General features: G+C 63.9%; 20 protein-coding genes. 16 read left to right on the top strand and 4 right to left on the bottom strand.

Annotation, left to right across the window (positions count from 1 at the left end; genetic code table 11):
• Nucleotides 1-24: 24 nt before the first annotated feature.
• The 10 genes from RS899_RS25265 to RS899_RS25220 all read left to right on the top strand — a co-directional run bounded on the left by RS899_RS25265 (nt 25) and on the right by RS899_RS25220 (nt 13,022).
• Entirely contained in the window at nt 25-774 is a 750-nt protein-coding gene (locus tag RS899_RS25265; protein ID WP_024762129.1) for a WbqC family protein, read from the top strand.
• Entirely contained in the window at nt 771-1,298 is a 528-nt protein-coding gene (gene rfaH / locus RS899_RS25260) for a transcription/translation regulatory transformer protein RfaH (protein ID WP_233297536.1), read from the top strand. The genes RS899_RS25265 and rfaH overlap by 4 nt, the downstream gene beginning before the upstream one ends.
• Before the next feature lie 29 nt (nt 1,299-1,327).
• The gene (locus RS899_RS25255; RefSeq protein ID WP_054908147.1) at nt 1,328-2,326 is read left to right on the top strand and encodes a glycosyltransferase; all 999 of its coding nucleotides are present in this window, start codon (nt 1,328-1,330) and stop codon (nt 2,324-2,326) included.
• A complete protein-coding gene (locus tag RS899_RS25250) occupies nt 2,323-3,555 on the top strand; it encodes a glycosyltransferase family 4 protein (RefSeq protein ID WP_315808345.1) in 1,233 nt (410 codons plus the stop codon). The genes RS899_RS25255 and RS899_RS25250 overlap by 4 nt, the downstream gene beginning before the upstream one ends.
• Complete coding sequence (locus RS899_RS25245; protein ID WP_054908145.1) at nt 3,524-6,139, top strand: GH39 family glycosyl hydrolase; 2,616 nt, start codon at nt 3,524-3,526, stop codon at nt 6,137-6,139. The genes RS899_RS25250 and RS899_RS25245 overlap by 32 nt, the downstream gene beginning before the upstream one ends.
• 20 nt (nt 6,140-6,159) lie before the next feature.
• Nucleotides 6,160-7,278 (top strand): glycosyltransferase family 1 protein, encoded by a 1,119-nt coding sequence (locus RS899_RS25240; RefSeq protein ID WP_315808344.1) that lies wholly within the window; start codon nt 6,160-6,162, stop codon nt 7,276-7,278.
• Nucleotides 7,275-8,150 carry a glucose-1-phosphate thymidylyltransferase RfbA gene (gene rfbA, locus RS899_RS25235; RefSeq protein WP_233297532.1) on the top strand — a complete coding sequence of 292 codons (876 nt, stop codon included), beginning with the start codon at nt 7,275-7,277 and terminating at the stop codon, nt 8,148-8,150. Before RS899_RS25240 ends, rfbA begins: the two co-directional genes overlap by 4 nt.
• Nucleotides 8,151-8,258: 108 nt before the next feature.
• On the top strand, nt 8,259-9,659 hold the full coding sequence (locus RS899_RS25230; RefSeq protein WP_054908142.1) for an undecaprenyl-phosphate glucose phosphotransferase: 1,401 nt from the start codon (nt 8,259-8,261) through the stop codon (nt 9,657-9,659).
• A gap of 31 nt (nt 9,660-9,690) precedes the next feature.
• Nucleotides 9,691-10,809: a polysaccharide biosynthesis/export family protein gene (locus tag RS899_RS25225; RefSeq protein ID WP_024762136.1), complete on the top strand. Its 1,119-nt coding sequence runs from the start codon at nt 9,691-9,693 to the stop codon at nt 10,807-10,809.
• An 854-nt stretch (nt 10,810-11,663) separates the two neighbouring features.
• Nucleotides 11,664-13,022, top strand: a complete 1,359-nt coding sequence (locus RS899_RS25220; protein WP_315808343.1) for an OprD family porin — start codon at nt 11,664-11,666, stop codon at nt 13,020-13,022.
• Nucleotides 13,023-13,176: 154 nt separating this feature from the next.
• On the opposite strand, the gene aguA is transcribed toward RS899_RS25220, so the two are convergent.
• The 4 genes from aguA to RS899_RS25200 all read right to left on the bottom strand — a co-directional run bounded on the left by aguA (nt 13,177) and on the right by RS899_RS25200 (nt 17,882).
• Complete coding sequence (gene aguA / locus RS899_RS25215) at nt 13,177-14,286, bottom strand: agmatine deiminase (RefSeq protein WP_315808342.1); 1,110 nt, start codon at nt 14,284-14,286, stop codon at nt 13,177-13,179.
• 219 nt (nt 14,287-14,505) lie between these two features.
• Entirely contained in the window at nt 14,506-15,141 is a 636-nt protein-coding gene (locus tag RS899_RS25210; RefSeq protein WP_315808341.1) for a TetR/AcrR family transcriptional regulator, read from the bottom strand.
• Between the two features lie 55 nt (nt 15,142-15,196).
• On the bottom strand, nt 15,197-16,258 hold the full coding sequence (locus RS899_RS25205; protein WP_024762138.1) for a polyamine ABC transporter substrate-binding protein: 1,062 nt from the start codon (nt 16,256-16,258) through the stop codon (nt 15,197-15,199).
• Nucleotides 16,259-16,502: 244 nt separating this feature from the next.
• The gene (locus RS899_RS25200; protein ID WP_054908138.1) at nt 16,503-17,882 is read right to left on the bottom strand and encodes a glutamine synthetase family protein; all 1,380 of its coding nucleotides are present in this window, start codon (nt 17,880-17,882) and stop codon (nt 16,503-16,505) included.
• A gap of 278 nt (nt 17,883-18,160) precedes the next feature.
• Here RS899_RS25200 and RS899_RS25195 point away from each other — a divergent pair, with 278 nt between their 5' ends.
• The 6 genes from RS899_RS25195 (at nt 18,161) to RS899_RS25170 (ending at nt 25,585) form a co-directional block, all read left to right on the top strand.
• Nucleotides 18,161-18,910 carry a gamma-glutamyl-gamma-aminobutyrate hydrolase family protein gene (locus RS899_RS25195; RefSeq protein WP_315808340.1) on the top strand — a complete coding sequence of 250 codons (750 nt, stop codon included), beginning with the start codon at nt 18,161-18,163 and terminating at the stop codon, nt 18,908-18,910.
• A gap of 40 nt (nt 18,911-18,950) precedes the next feature.
• Nucleotides 18,951-20,309, top strand: a complete 1,359-nt coding sequence (locus RS899_RS25190) for a glutamine synthetase family protein (RefSeq protein ID WP_024762141.1) — start codon at nt 18,951-18,953, stop codon at nt 20,307-20,309.
• A gap of 61 nt (nt 20,310-20,370) precedes the next feature.
• Complete coding sequence (locus RS899_RS25185) at nt 20,371-21,738, top strand: aspartate aminotransferase family protein (protein WP_233297530.1); 1,368 nt, start codon at nt 20,371-20,373, stop codon at nt 21,736-21,738.
• A gap of 117 nt (nt 21,739-21,855) precedes the next feature.
• Nucleotides 21,856-22,956, top strand: coding sequence for a polyamine ABC transporter substrate-binding protein (locus RS899_RS25180; RefSeq protein WP_054908135.1), 1,101 nt, complete (start codon nt 21,856-21,858; stop codon nt 22,954-22,956).
• A gap of 255 nt (nt 22,957-23,211) precedes the next feature.
• Nucleotides 23,212-24,279 (top strand): polyamine ABC transporter substrate-binding protein, encoded by a 1,068-nt coding sequence (locus RS899_RS25175; RefSeq protein ID WP_139092897.1) that lies wholly within the window; start codon nt 23,212-23,214, stop codon nt 24,277-24,279.
• A 151-nt stretch (nt 24,280-24,430) separates the two neighbouring features.
• Entirely contained in the window at nt 24,431-25,585 is a 1,155-nt protein-coding gene (locus RS899_RS25170) for an ABC transporter ATP-binding protein (RefSeq protein ID WP_054908133.1), read from the top strand.
• Nucleotides 25,586-25,587: the final 2 nt, after the last annotated feature.

Here is a 25,587-nt window from a genome sequence, read left to right as displayed (position 1 = left end):
CGCAGTCAGGGAAGGAGTACCGACATGGTCCATATCGTCAGCCTGATGCAGCCGTACCTGTTCCCCTATCTGGGGTACTTCCAGCTGATCGCCGCGAGCAGTCTGTTCATTCTCGGCGACAGCCTGCAGTACACCCGGCGCGGCTGGATCAACCGCAATCGGGTGCTGGTCGGCGGCAAGATCTGGCAGTTCAGTTTTCCCCTGGAACAGGGCTCGCAGACCCAGGCGATCAACGAACGACGCCTGAGTGACGAGATGCGGCTGACCAACCAGCGCTTGCTGCACACGATCCGCCATGCCTACCACCGTGCGCCGTGCTACGAGCAGGTGATGCCGCTGCTGGAGGAAATCCTCGAACACCCCGAGCGCAACCTGTCGCACTTCGCCGAGCACTCGATCCGTCGCATCTGCCAGTACATGGAGATCGACACGCCGATGACGCGTGTCTCCGAGCTGGACCTGGCCGACGACATCGGCCGCGACCAGCGCCTGATCGAAGCGGTGAAGCAGACCGGTGGCGACGTCTACCTCAATCCCGAAGGTGGCCGCCACCTGTACTCGCCGGACGTGTTCAACGCCCACGGCCTGGAGTTGCAGTTCCTGCGCATGGAGCCGGTGAGCTACCCGCAGTTCAGCCCGGATTTCGTCCCCAGCCTGTCGATCATCGACGTGCTGATGTTCAACCCGCCAGACGAACTGCAGCGCCTGCTGGGCCGCTACACCGTGGAGCGACCTGCTCCGTCGTCCGACATCCTCGGGGAGTACGAGTCATGAATGCTGTGATTGGCGTGGACCTGGAAGCCGCGCAATACCGCTGGTACCTGATCCAGACCAAGCCGCACCAGGAACTGCGTGCCGAAGAGAACCTCGGTCGCCAGGGCTTCTCCTGCTACCGCCCGGTGGTGGGGCAGGGCGGCCGGGCGCAACCGCTGTTCCCCGGTTACCTGTTCATCCGCCTTGATCAGCAGCACGACAACTGGTTCCCGATCCGCTCGACTCGGGGCGTGGCGCGCCTCGTCAGCTTTGGCGCGCAGCCGCTGGCAGTGGCCGACGAGCTGGTGGAAGGCATCCGCCAGCGCCTGGCCGCCATGCCGGAGCGCCGTGCCAGCGGCTTCCACGAAGGGCAGATGGTGCGCGTGAAGTGCGCAGGCGATTGCGAAGTGGACGCGATCTTCCTCAGCGACGACGGCACCGAGCGCGGGCTGATCCTGCTCAACCTGCTGCAACGCGAACAACGCATCCGGGTCCCGCTCAGCCAGCTCTCGGCAGCGAGCGGGAATGACGGCTGGCGCGCCTGATGGGCACGCCTGCAAGGAGGAGTGGCGAAATGAATGGATCGACCGTGCTGGTGACGCTGACCTATGGCGATCGCCTGGAGTATCTGGAAGAGCTGCTGGCCCGCGCCTTCCGCGAGAAAGACATCACCCGCGCCATCGTCGTCAGCAATGCCTCGGTGGCTGAGCTGGACCAGTTGTTCATGCTCTGGCCCAACCGCGTGCAGGTGATCGAGCTGGACAGCAACACCGGCTCGGCCAATGGCTATGCCGTGGGCATCGAGGCCGCGCTGAAGAGCGGCTGCGACTTCATCTGGCTGATGGATGACGACAACGCGCCGACGCCGGGCTCGTTCCCGCTGCTCAAGCAGCGCCTGATCGATTGCGCGCTGCGCCATGGCACCGACAACACGGCCGTGCTGGGCTTCCGCCCGACCCACCAGGCCGACGTCGCTTCCGGAGTGCCGACCCGTTTCATCACCCCGCCGCGCTCCAGCTACTTCGGCTTCCACGTTCGCCAGCTGCCCTACAAGCTCTGGCGCCGCACGCCCTGGGGCAAGCCGAAGCCGCGCCCGGCGCAGCCGCTGCTGGAACTGCCGTTCGCTTACTACGGCGGCCTGCTCGGGCATGCCGATCTGTTCCGCCGCATCGGCCTGCCGCGCCGTGACCTGGTGTTGTACGCCGACGACACCGAATACACCTTCCGTATCGGCAACCTGGGTGGCCACCTCTACCTGGTGCCGGAGGCGAGCCTGGATGACCTGGAGAACTCCTGGAACATCAAGGCGCGCACCTCGAACATCTACGAGACCTACCTGCTGGGCAGCTCCGACCTGCGCGCCTACTACGCCGCGCGCAACCAGGCGTGGTTCGACAAGAACCTGTGGGTGACCTCGCCGCTGATGTACCGCTTCAACCGCTGGGTGTTCATCCGCCTGCTGCACTTCTTCGCCCGCCGCCACCAGCGCGAAAGCCGCCTGGCCCTGCTGCTGCAGGCGATCCGCGATGGCGAAGCCGGTGCGCTCGGCATGAACCGGGCCTACCCGCTATGAGACTGCTGCTGCTCAACACCCTCTACGCCCCGCACATCGGCGGCGGGGCGGAGGTCATGCTGCAGCACATGGCCGAGGGCCTGCGCGCACGCGGCCATGAGGTGCAGGTGCTCTGCACCGGACCGGACGCCGGCCTGCAACGCGAGACGGTGAACGGTGTGCCGGTGCTGCGAGCCGGCCTGCACAACCTTTACTGGCCCTTCGACGACAAGAGCCAAGGCGCCCTGAAACGCCTCGCCTGGCACGGGCTGGACCGCTACAACCGCGGCATGCGCAGTCTGCTGGCGAAGGTGCTCGAAGAGGTCGAGCCGGACGTGGTGATCTGCCACAACCTGTCGGGCTGGTCGATCTCCGCCTGGGATGCGATCCGTGCCGCCGGCCTGCCCATCGTGCAGGTCCTGCACGACCAGTACCTGACCTGCCCGCGCGGTGTGCGCTTCAACAAGGGCCGCCATTGCGAGCAGCAATGCGCACCCTGTGCGTTGTTGCGGCGCTCCCATGCTGCGGCCTCGAGCGATGTCGACGCGGTGGTCGGTGTCAGTCGCTACCAGCTCAATACGCTGCTCGACGCCGGTTACTTCTCCGGCAGCCAGACCCACGTGGTCTACAACGGCTCGCCGATGGCAGAGGTGCCTGTGGCACCGCCGGCTTCCGGGCGCCGCCCGTTGCGCTTCGGCTTCATCGGTGCGCTGACGCCGAACAAGGGCGTGGAGTGGTTGATCGAGCAGTTCCAGGCGCGCGGCGACGATGCCTCGCTGCTGATCGCCGGACGCGGCGACGCGGCCTACGTGAACCAGCTGAAGTCCGCCGCCGACCCCCAGCGCGTGCACTTCGTCGGCTACCGCAAGGCCTCCGAGTTCTTTGCCGAGATCGACGTCGCCGTGGTCCCCAGTCTGTCGCCGGAGTCCTTCGGCCTGGTGGCGCTGGAGGCCTGCGCGCATCACCTGCCGGTAATCGCCTCGCGCATGGGCGGGCTGGTGGAAGTCGTCCAGGACGAGATCAACGGCCTGCTCTGCTCGCCCGAGCAACCCGACTCGCTCGGTGATGCCATCCAGCGCCTGGCCCGGGACCCGGCGCTGCGCCAGCGCCTCGCCTCGCGAGCCCATGAATACGTAGCGCCGATGCTCAGCCTGGAGCGGATGCTCGACGAGTACGAAACCATCCTGCGCCACACCCTGCTTACCCGCGGAGTCCAGCATGGAACTGCAATCCCCGTATCCACGCTTTGAGCTCGACCGTCGCGTGACCTTCGACCGCTCGTTGCTGGCGCTCGGGGTGCTGGTGGCGTTGCTGCTGGTGGAGACCTTCAACGGCGCGCTGCGCTTCTACACCGATCAGGCCGGGCTGTCGGCGATCGTCTACCTGCCCAAGGTGGCCTGCATCATCGCCGTGGCCTGGGAGCTGATCACCCGCCCGCAGCAGCGCGGGCTGTGGCTGTTGCTGATCCTCGCTGCGGCTTCGCTGCTGCTCGGGCGGCTGCATGGCGCCGAGTTCAAGAGCGGCTTCTTCGCTGTGTTCATCTACGCGCCGCTGTTGTTCGGCCTGCTCTGCGGCCCTTACCTGGAAATGCATCGCAAGGCGGTGGGCTGGATCATCGCCTTCTGCCTGGTCGCCTCCCTCATCGGCATCGCGCTGGACCTGCTGATCAATGTGCCGTGGAAGGGCTACACCTACTCCATGGGCGGCGTTGAGGTCAGCGCCAACCGCTCCTGGAGCGCCTACGGCCTGGATCGCATCGCCGGCTTCTCGCGGATGTCCTCCAGCCTGGCGATGATGCTGGCGGTGTTCAGCCTCTACCTGGGGTCGTTCCGCCTGCCCCTGCTGGCGCGTGGTCTGCTCTACGCGGTGGCGCTGGTGGGCATCGTGCTCACCACCAACAAGTCCTCTGCCGGCGCCTTCTTCCTCGCCCTGATGGTGATGAGCATTGCCCGCCAGCGCCTGCTGTTCCTGTTCGCCGCGCTGCTGGTGGTGCTCGGCGCGCTGCTGCTGCCGCTGTACGGCCTGTATGCGCAGGTCGACCCCTACCTGGCCAGCGCCACTGGCGACAACCTGATGGGGTCGATGGTGGATCGCCTGGTCAACACCTGGCCGAACCTGATCAAGGTGATGGACTACAACGGCTGGATCTACACCGGCGCCGGGCTGGGCATGACCGGCAGCGCCTATGCCGCCTTCCCGATCTTCGGTGTCGAGCAGCTGGCGGTGGCCGACAATTCGCTGCTCTACCTCTGGTGCCTGTTCGGCGTGGCCGGCGTCGCCCTCTACCTGCTCGGGGTGCCGATGCTGATGCGCCTGCAGCGCCAGCCCGGCCAGGAAGCCCGTGCGCTGCTGGGGATCGCCTATTGCATCCTGCTGATCGGCTGGACCAGCGACGTACTCGAATCGCCCATACCCAGCCTGTTCCTCGGCCTGGCAATCGGTCGCGCCCTGCGCCTGCCGGGCGAGGCCGCGCCGCAACCGGCGCCGCGCACCCTGCGCCTGCAGGGCGGCATGCTCAGCCTGCTGGCCTGCGCGCTGCTGATCGGCGGCCTGCTGCAATCGCCGCGCACCCTGGCCAACCAGGCGCCGGTGGAAAACCCCGGTGCAGCGGAATTCATCGTCGGCGCCAGCACCCACCAGAACATCCGTGCCGGCAACCGCGACGGCATCAATCGCCTGGGACGCGAGGCCGGCATCACCTCGTTCCGCGACGACGCCTACTGGTCCAGCGTCGAGCGCGAGCGCGGCAAGCTGGCCATCGATGCCGCGTGGCGCGCACAGCTGCGCAGCACGCGCAGCCTGGGTATCAGCACGCTGCTGATCCTGGGCAACGAGAACCAGTTCTACGGCAATGCCAAGCCGCGCGACGACGCCTCCCGCGAGGGCTACCTGCGCTACGTGCGCTACGTGGTCCGCAGCTTCAAGGGGCAGGTCGCCTTCTACGAAGTGTGGAACGAGTGGGACTCGGAAAACGCCACCGACAAGGACTTCAGCGACGACTACCTGACCCTGGTGCGCGCCGCCGCCAAGGTGATCCGCGAGGAAGATCCGCAGGCCAAGGTGCTCGCCGGCGCCGTCACCCTCAAGGGCATCCGCCAGGGCTTCGCCGAACGCATCGCCGGTGGTGGCGTGCTCGATGTGGCCGACGGCATCTCGCTGCACCCGTCGGTGTATTGCGAGGGCGAGATGTCCACGCCCGAGGCCTGGCTCAACTGGTTCCAGGGCGTCAACCAGAAGCTGGAAAACGCCGCCGGCAAGCCGGTGCCGCTGTACTTCACCGAATTCAGCTGGCCGGCCCATGAAGGCGATTGCGGCATCAGCCGCGAACGCCAGGCCGCGTACCTGGCCCGCGCCTATGTGCTGGTGCGCAGCCTGCCCAATGTGAAGGGCGCCTGGTGGTACGACCTGGTGGACGACGGTATCGACCGCACGGACATGGAGCACAACTTCGGCCTGCTCACCGCCAGCGGCCAACCCAAGCCGGCCTACCACGCCATGGCCAGCGTCGCCGACATCATCGGCCGCTACCGCTTCGTCGGCCGCGTGCCCAACCAGGACCCGAACGTCTACCTGCTGCGCTTCGCCAAGGCCAGCGAGGAAATCCTGGTGGCCTGGACCCTGGGCCACGAACAGACCCTGAACATCACCAGCAAGCCCGGCAGCAGCGACACCCTCTGGCGCCTCGACGCCGTGGAGGGCATCGCCCGCCGCGAGGGCCGGCCGGTGCCCTGGCAATGCCCCGCAGGCGGCGGCGATTGCCAGGCCAGCATCCGCATCGACGAGTCGCCCACCCTGGTGCGCAGCGCGTCGGCCCCGCAACTGTCGCTGCGCTGACCCCTCGCGGAGAACCCTTGATGATCGTGATCAACGCGCGTTTCCTCACCCAGCAGTTGAGCGGTGTGCAGCGCTTCGCCGAGCAGATATCGCTGTCGTTGGCACGCCTGCGCAGCGACCTGCACTTCGTGGCGCCGCCGGGGGAAATCCTCCGCCCGGAGATCGCCCGCCAACTGAACGTCGAGCAGATCGGGCGCAACGGCGGGCACCTCTGGGAGCAGGTCGACCTGCCGCTATGGCTGGCGCGCCACGGCCGGCCGCTGCTGGTCTCGCTGTGCAGCACGGCGCCACTGGCGTACTCGCGGCAGGTGATGACGCACCACGACATCACCTACGTGCGCCACCCGGAAAGCTTTTCCTGGAAGTTCCGCGCCCTGTACCGCGTGATGATTCCCCTGCTGCTGCGCCGCTCGCTGGCGCAGGTCACCGTCAGCGAATTCTCCCGCCAGGAGATCGCCACGCACTACGGCGTCGACCCCAAGGGCATCCATGTGATCGCCAACGCGGTGTCCGCCGAGTTCTGTACCGGCCTGGAACCGACGACGCCCGAGCGCCCCTATGTACTGGCGGTGTCCTCGCCGGCCACGCACAAGAACTTCCAGCGGCTGATCGAAGCCTTCCGCCTGCTGGGTGAGCTGGACGTGGAGTTGCGCATCGTCGGCGCCGCTAACCGCAGCTTCGTCGACGCGCAGCTGCAGCAGAGCGGGCAGGGCGATCGCGTGCGCTGGCTGGGACGGCTGGACGACGACCAACTGATCGAGCAGTACCGCCACGCGGCCGTCTTCGCCTTTCCGTCGCTGTATGAAGGTTTCGGCATTCCACCGCTGGAAGCGCAGGCCTGCGGCTGCCCGGTGGTGGCCGCCAGCAGCGCCTCGATTCCCGAAGTGCTGGGCAACTCGGTGCTGTATTTCGACCCCCTCGACCCGCCCGGCATCGCTGCCGCCCTGCGCCGCGTGCTGCTCGACCACCAGCTGCGCGCCGAACTGCGCCGGCTGGGGCAGGAGAATGTCCTGCGCTACTCCTGGGACATCTCCGCCCTGCGCCTGTCGAGCCTGATCGACACCTTTCTGATGGAGCGCTCGGGCTACCCGGCGCGCTTCGACGCCAAACAGATCGCCAAGCCAGGAGGCAGATCATGAAGGGCATCATCCTCGCCGGCGGCTCCGGCACCCGCCTGCACCCGATCACCCTGGGCGTGTCCAAGCAGCTGCTGCCGATCTACGACAAGCCGATGGTGTACTACCCGCTCTCGGTACTGATGCTCGCCGGCATCGACGACATCCTGCTGATCTGCACGCCCACCGACCTGCCGAACTTCCGCGCCCTGCTGGGTGACGGCGAGCAGTTCGGCGTGCATCTGCAGTACGCCGTGCAGCCTTCGCCGGATGGCCTGGCCCAGGCGTTCCTGATCGGCGCCGAGTTCATCGGCGATGACTCGGTATGCCTGGTGCTGGGCGACAACATCTTCTACGGCCAGGGCTTCACCGAAACCCTGCGTGAGGCGGCGACACGAACCCAGGGCGCCACCGTGTTCGGCTACCAGGTGGCGGACCCGGCGCGCTTCGGCGTGGTCGAGTTCGACGACCAGGGGCGCGTGCTCTCCATCGAGGAGAAACCGCGCGTGCCGCGCTCGAACTACGCCGTCACCGGCCTGTACTTCTACGACAACCGCGTGGTGGAGATGGCCCGCCAGATCCGCCCTTCGGCCCGTGGCGAGCTGGAAATCACCGACATCAACAACCTCTACCTGGAGCGGGGCGAATTGCACGTGAGCCTGCTCGGTCGTGGGTTTGCCTGGCTGGACACCGGCACCCACGAATCGCTGATGGAAGCCGGCCATTTCGTGCAGACCATCGAGCAGCGTCAGGGGTTGAAGGTGGCCTGCCTGGAGGAAATCGCCTTCCAGCAGGGCTGGCTCAGCGAAACGCACCTGGCCCTGCAGGCCGAGCGGCTGAGCAAGACCGGCTATGGCCGCTACCTGCAGCAGTTGCTGCTGGACAAGCGACAGTGAATTCGCACCCGGCGAACCCGAGGCGGGTTCGCCGGCCCTGCGCCCGTTAACGGACTGCGATAACGAAGCAGCGGCACAAGGAGCGATGCCGGACATCGCGAGGTCATCATGCCCAACAAGACAAAAGGAATTCTGCGTGCGCACCAGTCACTGATTTCGCTGGCGCACCGCCTGAGCGACATCCTGGTGATCGTGCTCACCGGGGTGATACTGCTCAGCGCCGGCAATGGCGTACTGGACGCACAGATCTGGGTCTCGGTGCTGCTCTGCGTCATGCTGTTCCACTGGCTCGGCGAGCTGAACCAGCTCTACGGCTCCTGGCGCGGCGAGTCGCTGCTGCGCGAGTCGTTGAGTGTCACCCTGTACTGGTCGCTGGCGTTCTTCGCCGTGCTGCTGCTGGACATCTCGCTGCGCCATGTGGTGCTGGAGGAGCCGCGCCGACTGGGGTGGTTCGCCGCCGCGTTGCTGATCATGTGCGGCTACCGCCTGGCAATCCGCATGTTGCTGCGCGTCGCCCGGCGCCATGGTTTCAACAGTCGCAACGTGGCCATCTACGGCACCGGCGAGGTCGGTGCGCGGCTCGCCGAAACCATCCTCAATGCCCCGTGGATGGGGCTGCGCCTGATCGGCTTCTACGACGACCGCCCGCAGCAGATGGAACTGGGCGAGCGGGTGCCGGTAAAGGGGGATCGCCTGGCGTTGATCGAAGCCGCACGCTCCGGGCAGATCGACAAGGTCTACCTGACCCTGCCACTGTCCCGCGAGCCGCTGCTCAACGAGCTGATTCGCGAGCTGTCCGATACCACCGTGTCGGTGTACCTGATCCCCGACCTGTTCATGTTCGACCTGCTGCACGCGCGCAGCGAGAGCATCAACGGCCTGGCCACGATCAGCATCTTCGACACGCCCATGGACGGCCCCAACGCCGTGCTCAAGCGCATCGAGGACGTGGTGCTGGCCTCGCTGATCCTGCTGCTGATCGCCGTGCCCATGCTCTTCATCGCGGTGGCCGTGAAGCTCAGCTCGCGCGGCCCGGTGCTGTTCCGCCAGACCCGCTACGGCATGGATGGCCGGCCGATCCGCGTCTGGAAATTCCGCAGCATGACGGTGATGGAAGACGGCGCCGCCGTCACCCAGGCCTCGCGCAACGATTGCCGCATCACCCCGCTGGGCGCCTTCCTGCGGCGCACCTCGCTGGATGAGCTGCCACAATTCTTCAACGTCTTGCTCGGCGACATGTCCGTGGTCGGCCCGCGCCCCCACGCCGTGGCGCACAACGAGCAATACCGGCGTCAGGTCAGCCGCTACATGCTGCGTCACAAGGTCAAGCCGGGCATCACCGGCTGGGCCCAGGTGAACGGCTGGCGCGGCGAAACCGACACCCTGGAGAAGATGCAAAAACGCATCGAGTTCGATCTGGACTACATCGAGAACTGGTCCGTCTGGTGGGACCTGAAGATCGTCCTGCTGACCCTGTTCAAGGGTTTCGTACACCGCAACGCCTACTGAGTTTTCACACTCGTTTCAAGGAAGGATTGCCATGAAAAACCTGCTCGCTTTCAGCTTTGTAGTCGGCAGTCTGGCGCTACAAGGCTGCGTGTTCTCCCCCGGTCAGTACATGACGGATTCCGATGTCCAGCGCGAGGCGCAGAAGCAGGGGATGAACATTACCCTCGTGCCTATCACGCCACAGGTGCTGCAGCGCCAGGAGGCCTCGTTTGCCGCCAGGCCCGGTGTGCCTGCGGAACTGCTGAACTACCGCCCGCCGCAACAGGACTACGTGATCGGCGGCGGCGACGTGCTGCTGGTGACCGTATGGGACCACCCGGAACTGACCAGCCCCGGCTCGACCCAGCAGATGGAAGCCAATGGCCGCGTGGTCGGCGCCGACGGCAACATCTTCTTCCCCTACGCCGGCGTGGTGCGAGCCGAAGGGCAGACCCCGGCACAATTGCGTTCGAGCCTGGCCCGCCGGCTGGCGAACAAGGGCATCGTCGACCCGCAGGTGGATGTCACCGTGCTGCGCTATGCCAGCCAGCACGTGGTGTTCTCCGGCGCCTTCCAGAACGGCGGCCAGGTCGAGCTGAACAACACGCCCACGACCCTGGTGCAGGCGGTCAGCAAGGCGGGAGTGATTGCCGGCGAGGCGGACCTGTCCGGACTGACGCTCAAGCGTGACGGCCGCGAATACGTGATCGATGTCGACGCGCTGAACCGCTCCGGCTCGACGCTCAGCGGCATCTACCTGAAGAACGGCGACCAGGTCCACCTGCCCTACAACGACCGCAAGAAAGTCTATGTGGTCGGCGAGGTAGAGCGCCCGCAGGTCGTGACCTACCGCACCACTGGTCTGTCGCTGCTGGAAGTGCTGGGCAACGCCGGCGGCCTGGCCCCGGAAACCTCCGATGGCGATTCGGTCTACGTGATCCGCGGCAACCCGCAGCAGGCTGACGGCAAGGGGCAGGGCACCTTCCAGGCGCAGGTCTTCCATCTGGAAGCCAAGCGTCCGACCGCCTACGCCCTGGCCAAGGACTTCGCCATGCAGCCGCAGGACGTGGTGTTCATCGGCCCGGCCAACATCACCCGCTGGAACCGCTTCATCAGCCAGCTGCTGCCGTCGGCCTCGATCGTCGCCACCAGCGCGGCCGTGGGCAACTGACCCCCAGGCCTGACATCAACGGGAAAGCCCAGGCTCCGCCCGCAGCAGTCGCGAATATTCCTACGGCTGCGGGCGGTTCTTTGGAATCGACTCATCAACGCCGGCTGGTCATCATCGCTGCCATCCGGTGCCAAGCCGCACCACTCCAACTGGCGGAAGCGATTCCGCCCCTCTCCTTTGGGGTCTTCCCCTAGCACAAGGCCCCGAACCCGCCAGCGTTGCAGCGTCGGCGGGTTTTTTTTTGCCCGGCGTTTCACGATGTAGGGATTCCTACGCCTGAGTTGCCTTTGGAGGTACCTCCAGCGATGAGCAGTCGAACGCCGTTGAGAGGCGTATCATATATTCCATAAAGAAATTACATATTAAGAATTAATTCTTTTTGGATTTATGACGGTTCTTTTATCGTTGCCCTGCGCTGCCGCGAGCTGTTTCGGACAGAGCGGAAGAGGGTGGCGGTTTACCGCCAGCCAGAGATAGTGGGATGGCGGTTTTCCGCTGATCCGGCCCTGGGGAGTGGCTCGACGAACGAGCTGGAGGCCGGAAAGACGGGGGTGTCGGACAGGGCAGGCCGGTTGGCCTGGGGATTGCCTTGTCAGGTGGCGAATGCCCAGTGCATCGCCACAACAACAAGACACGAGAATCGATCCATGCCCTTCCCATCTTCTGCCGTATCCCTGTCCGCCTGCCTGCGCTTCGCTCCCGCCTAGCGGGGCGTCGAAACAACCAACGAATCCTGCATGCCCGTCGTGCTCGTCACGCCGTGGCCGCTGCCTGCCATTCGGTCGGACTCCCGGGGGAGCCAGTCGTTGTTGCGAATGGCGTGTTTCCAAGATCAATAAAATGGGGAAATTCCAATGAAAAGCCGCACTCTCACGCAATCGAGCCTCGCGCTCGCCATCGCCGCCGCGGGCCTGGCCCAGTCGGCCTTCGCCGGTGGTTTCGTCGAAGACAGCAAGGCCAGCCTGACCCTGCGCAACTTCTACATCAACACGGACAACCGCAACGGCACCGCCGAGCCGAGCAAGCAGGAAGAGTGGGGCCAGGGCTTCCTGCTCAACTACACCTCCGGCTTCACCGAAGGTACCGTGGGCTTCGGCGTCGACGCCCTGGGCCTGCTGGGCGTCCGTCTGGACAGCGGTAAAGGCACACACTACAACCCGACCAGCTCGAACTTTTCCGGTACTGTCTTCCCCACCGATGGTGACGGCCGCGCGGTCGACGATTTCTCCCACCTGGGCGCCACCGGCAAGGTGAAGGTTTCCAACACCCTGCTGCAGTACGGCACCCTGCTGCCCAAGCTGCCGGTGGTGACCTACAACGATGGTCGCCTGCTGCCGCAGACCTTCGAAGGTGGCCAGGTCACCTCCAACGAGTTCAAGGACCTGACCCTGCTCGGTGGCCAGCTCGAGCACATGAAGGGCCGTAGCTCCAGCAACAACGAAGGCCTGTCGATCGCCGGCGCCAATAACGCGCGCACCGGCGAATTCGTCAACAAGTTCTACTACGGCGGCGCCGACTACAAGCTGACCAAGGACCTGACGCTGCAGTACTACTACGGCAACCTGCAGGACTTCTACAAGCAGCACTTCCTCGGCCTGCAGCACAACTGGGCGATCGGCCCGGGCGTGCTGAAGAGCGACCTGCGCTACTTCCACAGCAGCGACGACGGCAAGAACGGCCACGACAAGAACTTCTACACCAGCGGTTACTACGGCAACGGCGTAACCAAGGGTGAAGTCGACAACCGCGCCTGGAGCGGCCTGTTCACCTACACCGTCAGCGGCCACAGCTTCGGTGCCGGCTACCAGCAGCTCAGCGGCGACAGTGACTTCCCGTTCATCAACAACGGCGACGGCGCCACGGCCTACCTGATCACCGACGTGCAGATCGGCAAGTTCCTGCGCGCCGGCGAGCGCACCTGGCAGGTGCGCTACGGCTACGACTTCGCCCAGGCGGGCCTGCCGGGCCTGACCTTCCAGACCCTGTACCTGCACGGCGATAACATCGACACCAAGTACGGCGACAAGAGCGAGTGGGAGCGTGATATCTCCCTGGCTTATGTCATCCCGGACGGCACCCTCAAGGGCCTGGGCTTCACCTGGAAGAACGCTGCCCTGCGCAGTGGCCTGCCAGTCAGCGGCTCGGGCACTGCGACCCAGCGCGACCAGGACGAAAACCGCCTGATCGTCAGCTACACCATCCCGCTGCTGTAATTCTCGTGGGATAACGAAAAAGCCGCCGACCTAGCAAGAGGCGGCGGCTTTTTCATGGGTGCGCACGAGGGCTCGCTCCTACGGACTCATCCCTCTGCCAATGAAAAAGGCCGTCGCTCCGTTAGGGGCGACGGCCTTTTCATTACTCAGCGAATCAGCGCTTCTGCGGCGCCGGCTGCTGCTGGGTGATGCAGTGGATGTTGCCGCCACCCAGGAGGATCTCGCGGCCCGGCACCATCACCACTTCGTGTTCGGGGAAGATGCGCTTAAGGGTGGCCTCGGCCTCGGCATCCGCCGGATCGTCGAAGCGCGGCGCAATGATGCCGCCGTTGACGATCAGGAAGTTGACGTAGGAGCCGGCCAGGCGGATCGACGGATCGCGCGGCTGGGTGCCGATCACCAGGTCGATGCCTTCGCACTCGGCTTCGGTCGCATGGATCGGGCCGGGGATGACGATCTTGTGCACGGTGAGCTGGCGGCCCTTGGCGTCGCGGGCGGTTTCCAGCACGCGCATGGCGGCCTGGCAGCGCTCGTAGTTCGGGTCGTTCTGATCGTCGGTCCAGGCCAGCAGGACTTCGCCGGGGCGCACGTAGCAGCAGAAGTTATCGACGTGGCCGTCGGTCTCGTCGTTGAACAGACCGTCCGGCAGCCAGATCACGGTGTCGATGGCCAGGTGCTCGCGCAGCACAGCCTCGATCTCTTCGCGGCTCATGTGCGGGTTGCGGTTGTGGTTGAGCAGGCACTCTTCGGTGGTGATCACCGTGCCTTCGCCGTCCACATGGATCGAGCCGCCTTCCAGCACGAAGCCTTCGGTGCGGTAGCCGTCACTGCGCTCGATGCCGAGGATCTTGCTTGCCACCTGGTCGTCGCGGTGCCACGGGAAGTACAGGCCGCCTTCCAGGCCGCCCCAGGCATTGAAGGTCCAGTCCACACCGCGTACTTCGCCGTCGTTATTGGTGACGAAGGTCGGGCCGGTGTCGCGCACCCAGGCGTCGTCGTTGCTGATTTCCACCACGCGGATGTTGGCCGCGTCGGCCAACTGCGCGCGGGCGTTTTCGTACTGGCCGGCGGAGACCCCGATGGTCACCGCCTCGAAGCGGGCGATGGCGCGGGCCACGGCGCTGAAGGCGGCCTGCGCCGGCTTGCCGCCCAGGCGCCAGTTGTCCGGCCGCTCGGGCCAGACCATCCAGGTCTGGGTGTGGGGTTCCCATTCCGCCGGCATGCGGAAGCCATCGGCGCGGGGAGTGCTGGTCAACGTAGTCATGGGGCGATCCTGGGGGCTGCTCAGTCGGGGGACTTAGGGCGCTATGCGCGTCGCCCCATCCTGCACTTTGGGTTGTGTCATTCGAGAGTGCGTCACGAGCGGCCAGTATAGGTCGCCGCGGGCAGTGTCTGATTTTATATCCGATAAAAATCGATTTATGAAGTGAATTATTCTCAGGAAATGCCCGTATATCCGGATATTAATCGGATATAAATCGATTTATTTAAAGGGTGAGGGGCGCTTCGGCAGGCAGGGCGGCAGGTACAGCGAGAGGTAGGCATCGATCACCCGCATGCCTTCTTCGGCCAGGCGTTCGGTAATCAGCCCGTGACGCTGCACGGAGAGGGCGTAAACGCGATCACCCAGTTCGATGGCGAGGCTGAATACCTCGATATCCTGCGGCAACGGTGGCAGCTCGAAATGCCGCTCGAACAGGGCGCGCATGGCCTGGCCGAGTTGCACGTCATGCTGGCTGTCGGCCTGGGTGACTTCGGCAAGGCCGTGGCTGGCGAGGATAAGCTGGCGTGCGGCGGCGTCTTCGGCGTACACGGCCAGGGTACGTTGTTCGACCAGTCGGGCGAGGTCGCGCCAGTCGCGCAGGGCAGCGTGATCGACGGGTTGTTCCAGGCAGGCGCGGAAGGCGGCGTGGACGTCATTGGTCAGGCCCTGCAGCAACGCCGGGACGCTGGGGAAAAAGTGATAGACGGAAGAGGGGGGAATGTCCGCGCGTTCGGCCACCGCGTAGATCGACAGCCCCGCTGCGCCGCTTTCGGCCAGCAGGGCGCGGGCCGCGTCGAGGATCACGGCGATTCTTGCCTGGCTGCTGGCGCGAGGTTTGCGGGTGGGAGCGGGCATGACTGTCTCCGGAGCTGGGCGGCTATTGGACGCCAGCTCCGGTGCGCTCGGCAAGTCAGCTGCCGCCGTCGCGCAGCTTGGCCCAGACTTCGGTTATCACCGGGGCGGTCTTCTCCGGCGCGGTTTCCAGGGCAAACAGACGGCGCTTGGTTTCCTGGTCCGGGTACAGGCCCGGCTGGTCGCGCAGGGCGGCATCGAGGAACTGCGCGGAGTCCTTGTTGCCGTTGGGGTAGAGGGTGGCGGCGGTGATCTGCGCGGCGACCTTGGGTTGCATCAGGTAGTCGATGAACTTCAGGGCCAGGTCCGGATGCTCGGAGGCGCTGGGGATCACCAGGTTGTCGATGAACAGCACCGAGCCTTCCTGCGGCACCACGAAGCGCACCGGCTGGCCGGCGTTGGCGGCGCCCAGGGCATCGCCGACCCAGGCCATGGCGACGCACAGCTTGCCGGCGTTGAGGTCCTGGATGTAGCGCTCGCTGTCGATGTAGCGCAGGTTCGGGCGCAGCTGTGCGAGCACCTCGCCGGCACGGCGGATCTGCGACGGCGCGCTGCGGGCGAAGTTGCGGCCCTGGTAGTTCATCAGCACCGAGAAGGCCTCGTCCGGAGCGTCCAGCAGGCTCATGCCGCAGGCCTTCAGGCGTTGGCTCTGCTGCGGGTCGAACATCACGCTCCAGCTGTCGGGCAGCTTGCCGCCGTAGGCCTTCTCCGCTTCGGGTTCGTTGATTGCCAGGCCCACGGCACCCCACAGATAAGGTATGGCGTGCTGGTTGTTGGGGTCGACGGCGGCCAGCTTGCTCAGCAACTGGGTGTCGAGGTGGCTGCGGTTGGGCAGCTTGCTGAAGTCCAGGGCCTGGATGCGCTTGTCGCGGATCAGCGCCGGCAGGTCGTTGTGCGAAGGCACGGCGACGTCGATCTTCTCACCGCTCTCCAGGGCCTTCTTGACCTCTTCGGCGGTGCTGTAGGTCTTGTAGTCGACACGGATGCCGGTGTCCTTCTCGAAGTCCTTGAGCACTTCGGGAGCGATGTAGTCGTTCCAGTTGTAGACATGGATGACTTGCTCCGCCCAGGCGGAAAGCGGACACAACAGCATCAGAATCAAGGCGTACAGGCGTGGCATTGGCGATCTCCCTGAATGAACCACGTAATCAGCGGATGCGGCATTCGCCGCTCGATAGCGCGACAGCAAAGACACGACAGACGCGATGGCGCCCGGGCGGGCGGATGGAGACATCGCGAGCAGGAAGGAACGACGGATGTGACTCGCCCTGGCGCCCCTCCTCGCCGTTGCGATGTCGCAGTTCCCCGGGTGTGCCAGAGGCACAAGGAAACGCCGGCACGAGGGCCGGCGTTTCGTTTACCACTTATACGGTGTGCAAGTACCAGTTGTACTCGAGATCGGAAATCGAATACTCGAACTCCTGCATCTCATGCTCCTTGCACGCGACGAAGATGTCGATGTACTCGGGGCTGATGTACTTGTTCATCACGTCGCTGTCGTCCAGCTCGCGCAGGGCATCGCGCAAGTTGTTCGGCAGGCTCTGTTCCAGCTGCTCGTAGGCGTTGCCTTCGATCGGCGCGCCCGGTTCGACCTTGTTGGTCAGGCCGTGGTGGACGCCAGCCAGTACAGCCGAGAGCAGCAGGTACGGGTTGGCGTCGGCACCGGCGACGCGATGTTCCAGGCGCACCGCTTCCGGTGCTCCGGTCGGTACGCGCAGGGCGACGGTACGGTTGTCCAGGCCCCAGCTCGGCGCGTTCGGCACGAAGAAGGCCGAACCGAAACGGCGGTACGAGTTGACGTTCGGGCAGAGGAACGCCATCGACGCCGGCAGGGTCTCGAGCACACCGCCGATCGCGTGGCGCAACGCGGCGTTCTGCTCGGGATCCTCGCTGGTGAAGATGTTCCTGCCGTCCTTGTCGAGCAGCGAGACGTGGACGTGCAGACCGTTGCCAGCCTGACCCGGGTAGGGCTTGGCCATGAAGGTCGAGTCCATCTCGTGGTCGTAGGCGACGTTCTTGATCAGGCGCTTGAGCAGGACTGCGTAATCGCAGGCCTTCAGGGCGTCGTCAACGTGGTGCATGTTGACTTCGAACTGCGCCGGGGCGCTTTCCTTGACGATGGCGTCGGCCGGGATGCCCTGGGCGCGGGCGCCGTCGATGATGTCCTGTAGGCAATCGGCGTATTCGTCGAGGTCATCGATGGAGTAGACCTGAACGGACTGCGGACGCTTGCCGGAGATCGGCGAGCGCGGCGGTTGCGGACGGCCGTTCACGTTCTCCTGGTCGATCAGGTAGAACTCGAGTTCGAAGGCCGCGACGATGGTGAGGCCGATATCGGTGAATTTCTGTACGACCTGACGCAGTACTTCACGAGGGTCGGCGAAGAACGGCTGGCGCTCTTCCATTTCGTGCATGGTCATCAGCAGCTGCGCGGTCGGGCGCTTCTGCCAGGGTTCCATGGAGAGAGTGTTGGGGATCGGGAAACAGACGCGGTCCGCGTCGCCAATGTCCAGGCCGAGGCCTGTGCTTTCCACGGTGGAGCCGGTGATGTCGAGAGCGAAGAGAGAGGCGGGGAGGTTGATGCCCTTCTCATAGACTTTGGGCAGGTTGGTGCGTTCGATGCGCTTGCCGCGGACCACACCATTCATGTCTGCAATAAGGAGGTCGACGAACTGGACCTCGGGGTGTTCCTTCAGGAACTCACTCGCTTCTTCGAGCGACACGGCACTCTGGGGTACCGACATGATGTCACACCTTTATTGTTAAAAATTTCAATCATTCGAAAGCTGAGGTGTGAGTCAATCCGAATTGGCAAGGGTTGTCAATGTCGCACCAAAGTGGGGTGCATCAGTCCTGATGGGCCGTTTTTGGGGCGTTTCGAGCCGCTTTTGATTCGCGGAGAGCCTTTGCTGGCGGGCTGTTCAGTGGGGCGTGTTTGATTTTTTACATGGCTATTGTGTAAAAAAATGAACAAGGCTAAGCTCGGCCTCAAGCCCATAACACTTACAAACACGGGTGTCCCATGTCTCGCCTGCCGTTAATCGGCGTGTCCGCCTGCATCAAGCAGATCGGTTCCAAACCCTACCATGTTGCTGGCGACAAATACCTCAGAGCGCTGATCTCCGGGGCCTCGGGCATTCCTTTGATCATTCCCTCCCTGGGCGATGCCATCGACCAGGAAGACATGTTGACCGCGTTCGACGGCCTGCTCTTCACAGGCTCGGCGTCGAACGTCGAGCCCCATCATTATAGTGGCTCCGCCAGCATTGCAGGCACCCCTCATGATCCCGAGCGCGACAGTACGACGCTGCCGCTGATCCGCCGCGCCGTCGCGGCCGGGATTCCGGTGCTGGGCATCTGCCGCGGCTTCCAGGAAATGAACGTCGCCTTCGGCGGTTCGCTGCACCAGAAGGTGCACGAGGCCCCGGGCTTCATGGATCACCGCGAACCTGCCGGTGAGCCGATCGAAATCCAATATGGTCTGCGGCACGTCGTCGACGTGCAGCCGGGCGGCGTTTTCGCCGGTATCGGGCTACCCTCGCAGTTCCAGGTCAACTCTATTCACGGCCAGGGCGTTGATCGTCTGGCGCCCGGCCTTCGTGTAGAAGCTCTGGCGCCTGACGGGTTGGTTGAAGCCTTCTCCGTCGAAGGTGCGGCCTTCGCCGTCGGGGTGCAGTGGCACCCGGAATGGCAGGTCGAAACGAACCCCAACTATCTCGCTATCTTCCAGGCATTCGGCAAAGCCTGCAGCAAGAGGGCGGGGAACCGCTGAGTCCGGCGTTGGGGCCGGGCTCTCAAACCCTGAGGTCTTTATGACTAGCAAGTTAGACCAGCTCAGTGGCTGGTTGAAGGAACGCAAGATCACTGAAGTGGAATGCATGATCGCCGACCTGACCGGGATCGCCCGGGGCAAGATCGCGCCGACTGCGAAATTCCTCAACGAGAAGGGCATGCGCCTGCCGGAGAGCGTTCTCCTGCAGACCGTGACCGGTGACTACGTCGAGGATGACATCTATTACGACCTGCTGGACCCGGCTGACATCGATATGGTCTGCCGCCCGGACGAGAATGCCGTGTTCCTCGTCCCCTGGGCCATCGAGCCGACCGCGATGGTCATCCACGATACCTACGACAAGCTGGGCAACCCCATCGAGCTGTCGCCGCGCAACGTCCTCAAGCGCGTCCTCCAGCTTTACGCCGAAAAGGGCTGGAGGCCGATCGTGGCCCCGGAGATGGAGTTCTACCTGACCAAGCGCAGCGACGACCCCGACTACCCGCTGCAGGCTCCGGTGGGCCGTTCCGGCCGCCAGGAGACAGGTCGCCAGTCCTTCTCCATCGACGCGGCGAACGAATTCGACCCGCTGTTCGAAGATATGTACGACTGGTGCGAACTGCAGGGCCTGGATCTGGACACCCTGATCCATGAAGAAGGCACCGCGCAGATGGAGATCAACTTCCGTCACGGCGATGCCCTGGACCTGGCCGACCAGATCGTGGTGTTCAAGCGCACCATGCGCGAGGCCGCCCTCAAGCACAACGTGGCCGCGACCTTCATGGCCAAGCCGATGACCGGCGAGCCGGGCAGTGCCATGCACCTGCACCAGAGCATCGTCGACATCAAGACCGGCAAGAACATCTTCTCCAACGCCGACGGCAGCATGAGCGAGCTGTTCCTGCACCACATCGGCGGCCTGCAGAAGCTGATCCCCGAGGCGCTGCCGCTGTTCGCGCCGAACGTCAACTCGTTCCGCCGCTTCCTGCCCGACACCTCGGCGCCGGTGAACGTGGAATGGGGCGAAGAGAACCGCACCGTGGGCCTGCGCGTACCGGATTCCACCCCGGACAACCGTCGCGTGGAAAACCGCCTGGCCGGCGCCGATGCCAACCCCTACCTGGCCCTCGCCGCCAGCCTGCTGTGTGGCTACATCGGCATGGTCGAAGGCCTCAAACCCAGTGCGCAGGTCAAGGGCCGCGGCTATGAACGGCGTAACCTGCGCCTGCCGCTGACCATCGAGGCTGCACTGGAGTGCATGGAAGGCAGTAAGACCCTGGAGAAATACCTGGGTGACAAGTTCATTCGAGGCTACGTCGCGGTGAAGCGCGCCGAGCACGAGAACTTCAAGCGAGTAATCAGTTCCTGGGAGCGCGAGTTCCTCCTGCTTTCTGTCTGATCGGCGTGGGGTCCGGCGCGTGGCCGGGCCCCGTGTTTCTTAGAGAAGAGGTTTTATCAAGATGACTAACCAGACCAGCGCCAACACCCAACACTGGCAGGCGCTCAGCCGCGATCACCACCTGGCTCCGTTCACCGATTACAAGCAGCTGAACGAGAAGGGTGCGCGCATCATCACCAAGGCCGAAGGCGTGTACCTGTGGGACAGCGAGGGCAACAAGATCCTCGACGGCATGGCTGGCCTGTGGTGCGTGAACGTCGGTTACGGTCGCAAGGAACTTGCTGAAGCCGCCTACAAGCAGATGCAGGAACTGCCCTACTACAACCTGTTCTTCCAGACCGCACACCCGCCGGTACTGGAGCTGTCCAAGGCCATCGCCGACATCGCTCCCGAAGGCATGAACCACGTGTTCTTCACCGGCTCGGGCTCGGAGTCCAACGACACCGTGCTGCGCATGGTCCGCCACTACTGGTCGATCAAGGGTCAGCCGCAGAAGAAAGTGGTCATCGGCCGCTGGAACGGCTACCACGGCTCCACCGTCGCCGGCGTCAGCCTGGGCGGTATGAAGGCGCTGCACGAGCAGGGTGACCTGCCGATCCCGGGTATCGAGCACATCGCCCAGCCTTACTGGTTCGGCGAAGGCGGCGACATGGACCCGGAAGAGTTCGGCGTCTGGGCTGCCGAGCAGCTGGAGAAGAAGATCCTCGAAGTCGGCGAAGACAAGGTCGCTGCCTTCATCGCCGAGCCCCTGCAGGGCGCGGGTGGCGTGATCGTTCCGCCGAAAACCTACTGGCCGAAGATCCGCGAGATCCTCGCCAAGTACGACATTCTGTTCATCGCTGACGAAGTGATCTGTGGTTTCGGCCGTACCGGCGAATGGTTCGGCAGCCAGTACTTCGGCAACGCCCCGGACCTGATGCCGATCGCCAAGGGCCTGACCAGCGGTTACATCCCCATGGGCGGTGTGATCGTTCGCGACGAGATCGTCCATACCCTGAATGAGGGTGGCGAGTTCTACCACGGCTTCACTTACTCTGGTCACCCGGTAGCCGCTGCGGTGGCGCTGGAAAACATCCGCATCCTGCGCGAAGAGAAGATCGTCGAGCGTGTGAAGAACGAAACGGCACCGTATTTGCAGCAACGCTGGCAAGAGCTGGCCGACCATCCCCTGGTAGGCGAAGCCCGTGGGGTAGGCCTGGTGGCAGCACTGGAGCTGGTGAAAAACAAGAAGACCCGCGAGCGCTTCGAAGGCAAGGGTGTCGGGATGCTGTGCCGCGAGCACTGCTTCCGCAACGGTCTGATCATGCGCGCGGTGGGAGACACTATGATTATCTCGCCGCCGCTGGTGATCGAGAAATCGCAGATCGATGACCTGATCACCCTGGCGCGCAAGTGCCTCGATCAAACCGCCGCAGCCGTTCTGTCTTGAGTCTTTCACCAGACCTTTGACAGACTGCGCCTGTGCGTTGGCCAGGCTCACCGGGTGGTGACGGAAGGAGATGTCCACGCCACCCGGAACATCAAAAAAACAAACGGAGCTACCCGCATGTTCAAGACCTTCGGCAAATCCCTGCTCGCTGTAACGCTGGCAGGCGCTGTGGCTGGTATGGCGCAGGCTGATGACAAGGTGCTGCACGTCTACAACTGGTCGGACTACATCGCGCCGGATACGGTCGACAAGTTCACCAAGGAAACCGGTATCAAGGTCGTCTACGACGTCTACGACAGCAACGAAGTGCTGGAAGCCAAGCTGCTGGCCGGCAAGTCGGGCTACGACATCGTGGTGCCGTCCAACTCCTTCCTGGCCAAGCAGATCAAGGCGGGCGTCTACCAGCCGCTGGACAAGTCCAAGCTGCCGAACTGGAAGAACCTGAATCCGGACATCATGAAGACCCTGGAGATCAGCGACCCGGGCAACCAGTACGCGATCCCCTACATGTGGGGCACCATCGGCATCGGCTACAACCCGGACAAGGTCAAGGCCGCGCTGGGCGACAACGCCCCGGTGGACTCCTGGGACCTGGTGTTCAAGCCGGAAAACATCCAGAAGCTGAAGGCCTGCGGCGTGAGCTTCCTCGACTCGCCGACCGAAATGCTCCCGGCGGCCCTGCACTACCTGGGCTACAAGCCGGATAGCCAGGACCCGAAAGAGCTGAAGGAAGCCGAAGCGCTGTTCCTGAAGATTCGTCCGTACATCTCCTACTTCCACTCCTCCAAGTACATTTCCGATATCGCCAACGGCAACATCTGCGTGGCCATCGGTTACTCGGGTGACGTGTACCAGGCCAAGTCCCGCGCTGAAGAAGCCAAGAACAAGGTCACTGTGAAGTACAACATTCCGAAGGAAGGTGCTGGCGCGTTCTTCGACACCGTCGCCATTCCGAAGGATGCCGAGAACCAGGAAGCCGCGCTGAAGTGGATCAACTTCCTGCTTGAGCCGGCGGTCATGTCCGAGATCACCAACGTCGTGCAGTTCCCGAACGGCAACGCCGCGGCCACTCCGATGGTGAACGATGCGATCCGCAACGACCCGGGCGTGTATCCGACTCCGGAAACCATGAAGAAGCTGTACGCCTTCCCGGATCTGCCGGCGAAGACCCAGCGTCTGATGACCCGCAGCTGGACCACCATCAAGTCCGGCAAGTAATCGGGTAGTCGCTGCCGCCTGAAGCGGCAGCGGATGGTCCGGGACTGCGGCGGGGGAGTGCCCTCCCTCGCCGCTACCGGCAGCAACAAACAGCTTCCATCGGTGGAATGGCTGCGCAAGCCCTGGCGCTCTCGTGCTGATGAAGGGTTCGGCGCTACCCACGGACCGGCCGTCGAAACCCCGGCAGCAACCGACTGAAGTAGTAAAAAACAACGAGAGGACTCACGTGTGCGCATTCCCTTCCGCAGAACCCTGATCGCTGCAGTCTCCCTCCTCGGCCTGACTTCGCTGGCCCAGGCGGAACAGACCGTCCACATCTACAACTGGTCGGACTACATCGGTGAAACCACCCTCGCCGATTTCGAGAAGGAAACCGGTATCAAGCCGGTGTACGACGTCTTCGACTCCAACGAAACCCTGGAAGGCAAACTCCTGGCCGGTCGCACCGGTTATGACGTGGTCGTGCCCTCCAACCACTTCCTCGGTCGCCAGATCAAGGCCGGTGCGTTCCAGAAGCTGGACAAGAGCCAGTTGCCGAACTGGTCGAACCTCGACCCGCACCTGATGAAACAGCTCGAGGCCAACGACCCGGGCAACGAGTACGGCGTGCCGTACCTGTGGGGCACCAACGGCATCGGCTACAACGTCGACAAGGTCAAGGCCGTGCTGGGTGTCGACAAGATCGATTCGTGGGCCATGCTGTTCGAGCCCGAGAACATGAAGAAGCTCAGCCAGTGTGGCGTCGCCTTCCTCGATTCGGGCGACGAGATGATGCCGGCTGTGCTCAAGTACATGGGGCTGGACCCCAACAGCACCAACCCGGACGACTACAAGAAGGTGGAAGAGAAGCTGATGGCGGTGCGTCCGTACGTCACCTACTTCCACTCCTCCAAGTACATTTCCGACCTGGCCAACGGCAACATCTGCGTCGCGGCCGGTTTCTCCGGTGACGTATTCCAGGCCGCCAACCGCGCCAAGGAAGCCGGCAAGGGCGTGAACATCGCCTACGCCATTCCCAAGGAAGGCGCCAACCTCTGGTTCGACATCCTCGCCATTCCGAAGGATGCCTCCAACCCGAAGGCGGCCCACGCGTTCATCAACTACCTGCTCAAACCCGAAGTGATCGCCAAGGTCAGCGATTACGTCGGCTACGCCAACCCGAACCCCAAGGCTGGCGAATTCATGGATGAGTCCGTGCGCAACAATCCTGAGGTGTACCCATCCCAGGAGGTTCTCGACAAACTCTTCGTGCAGCATGAGCTGCCGCCGAAGATCCTGCGCCTCATGACCCGTTCCTGGACCAAGATCAAGTCGGGCAAGTAAAACGGTTCCTACGGAATTCGTCCGCGCGGGCACGGAGCGTCGGAGGGCCTCTCGAAAGGTTTTCCGACGCACGTAAACTGCGCCAGCCCTGAGTAATACCAAGCATGCCCGGCCGCGGGGGCCGGGCCTCTATGATTTGGGAGTTGTGGTAATGGCAATAGCCTCCGGTGCCTACAAGAAAGCCTTGAGTGGCGACCAGAAACCCAAAGAGGTTCTGGTAAAAATCGACCGGGTCAGCAAGCAGTTCGATGAAACGCTGGCTGTGGACAGCGTGTCCCTGGACATCAAGAAGGGTGAGATCTTCGCCCTGCTGGGTGGCTCGGGTTCGGGCAAGTCGACCCTGCTGCGTATGCTGGCTGGTTTCGAGCGTCCCACTGAAGGTCGCATCTTCCTCGATGGCCAGGACATTACCGACCTGCCGCCCTATGAGCGGCCGATCAACATGATGTTCCAGTCGTACGCCCTGTTCCCCCATATGAGCGTGGCGCAGAACATCGCTTTCGGCCTCAAGCAGGACGGCCTGCCCAAGGCAGAGATCGACAAGATCGTCGACGAGATGCTCAAGCTCGTACAGATGACCCAGTACGCCAAGCGCAAGCCGCACCAGCTCTCCGGTGGCCAGCGCCAGCGCGTGGCCTTGGCCCGCTCCCTGGCCAAGCGTCCGAAGCTGCTGCTGCTCGACGAGCCCATGGGCGCGCTGGACAAGAAGCTGCGTTCGCAGATGCAGCTGGAACTGGTGGAGATCATCGAGCGCGTGGGCGTGACCTGCGTGATGGTGACCCACGACCAGGAAGAGGCCATGACCATGGCCCAGCGCATCGCCATCATGCACCTGGGCTGCATCGAGCAGATCGGCAGCCCGATGGACATCTACGAGACCCCGGCCAGCCGCCTGATCTGCGAGTTCATCGGCAACGTCAACATGTTTGATGGCGAGCTGGTAGAGGACCTGCAGGATCACGCCGTGATCGCCTGCCCGCACCTGGAAAACCCGATCTACATCGGCCACGGCATCAGTACCCGTGCCGAGAACAAGCGCATCACCTATGCGCTGCGTCCGGAAAAGGTCATGGTCAGCGCGCAGAAGCCGGAAAACCTCGAGCACGAAGGCTTCAACGTTGCCCAGGGCACCGTGCATGACATCGCCTACCTGGGCGGCCACTCGGTGTACTACATCAAGCTGGCTTCGGGCTTCATCGTCCAGGCCTTCATGGCCAACGCCGAGCGCCACGTGGCGCGCCCGACCTGGGACCAGCCGGTTTACATCAGCTGGTACGACGACAGCGGTGTGGTACTGCAATCATGAAC

The sequence above is a fragment of the Pseudomonas sp. C9-3 genome (assembly GCF_032392015.1).
Classification (GTDB): domain Bacteria; phylum Pseudomonadota; class Gammaproteobacteria; order Pseudomonadales; family Pseudomonadaceae; genus Pseudomonas; species Pseudomonas nitroreducens.
This window is presented reverse-complemented; position numbering and strand designations above follow the sequence as displayed.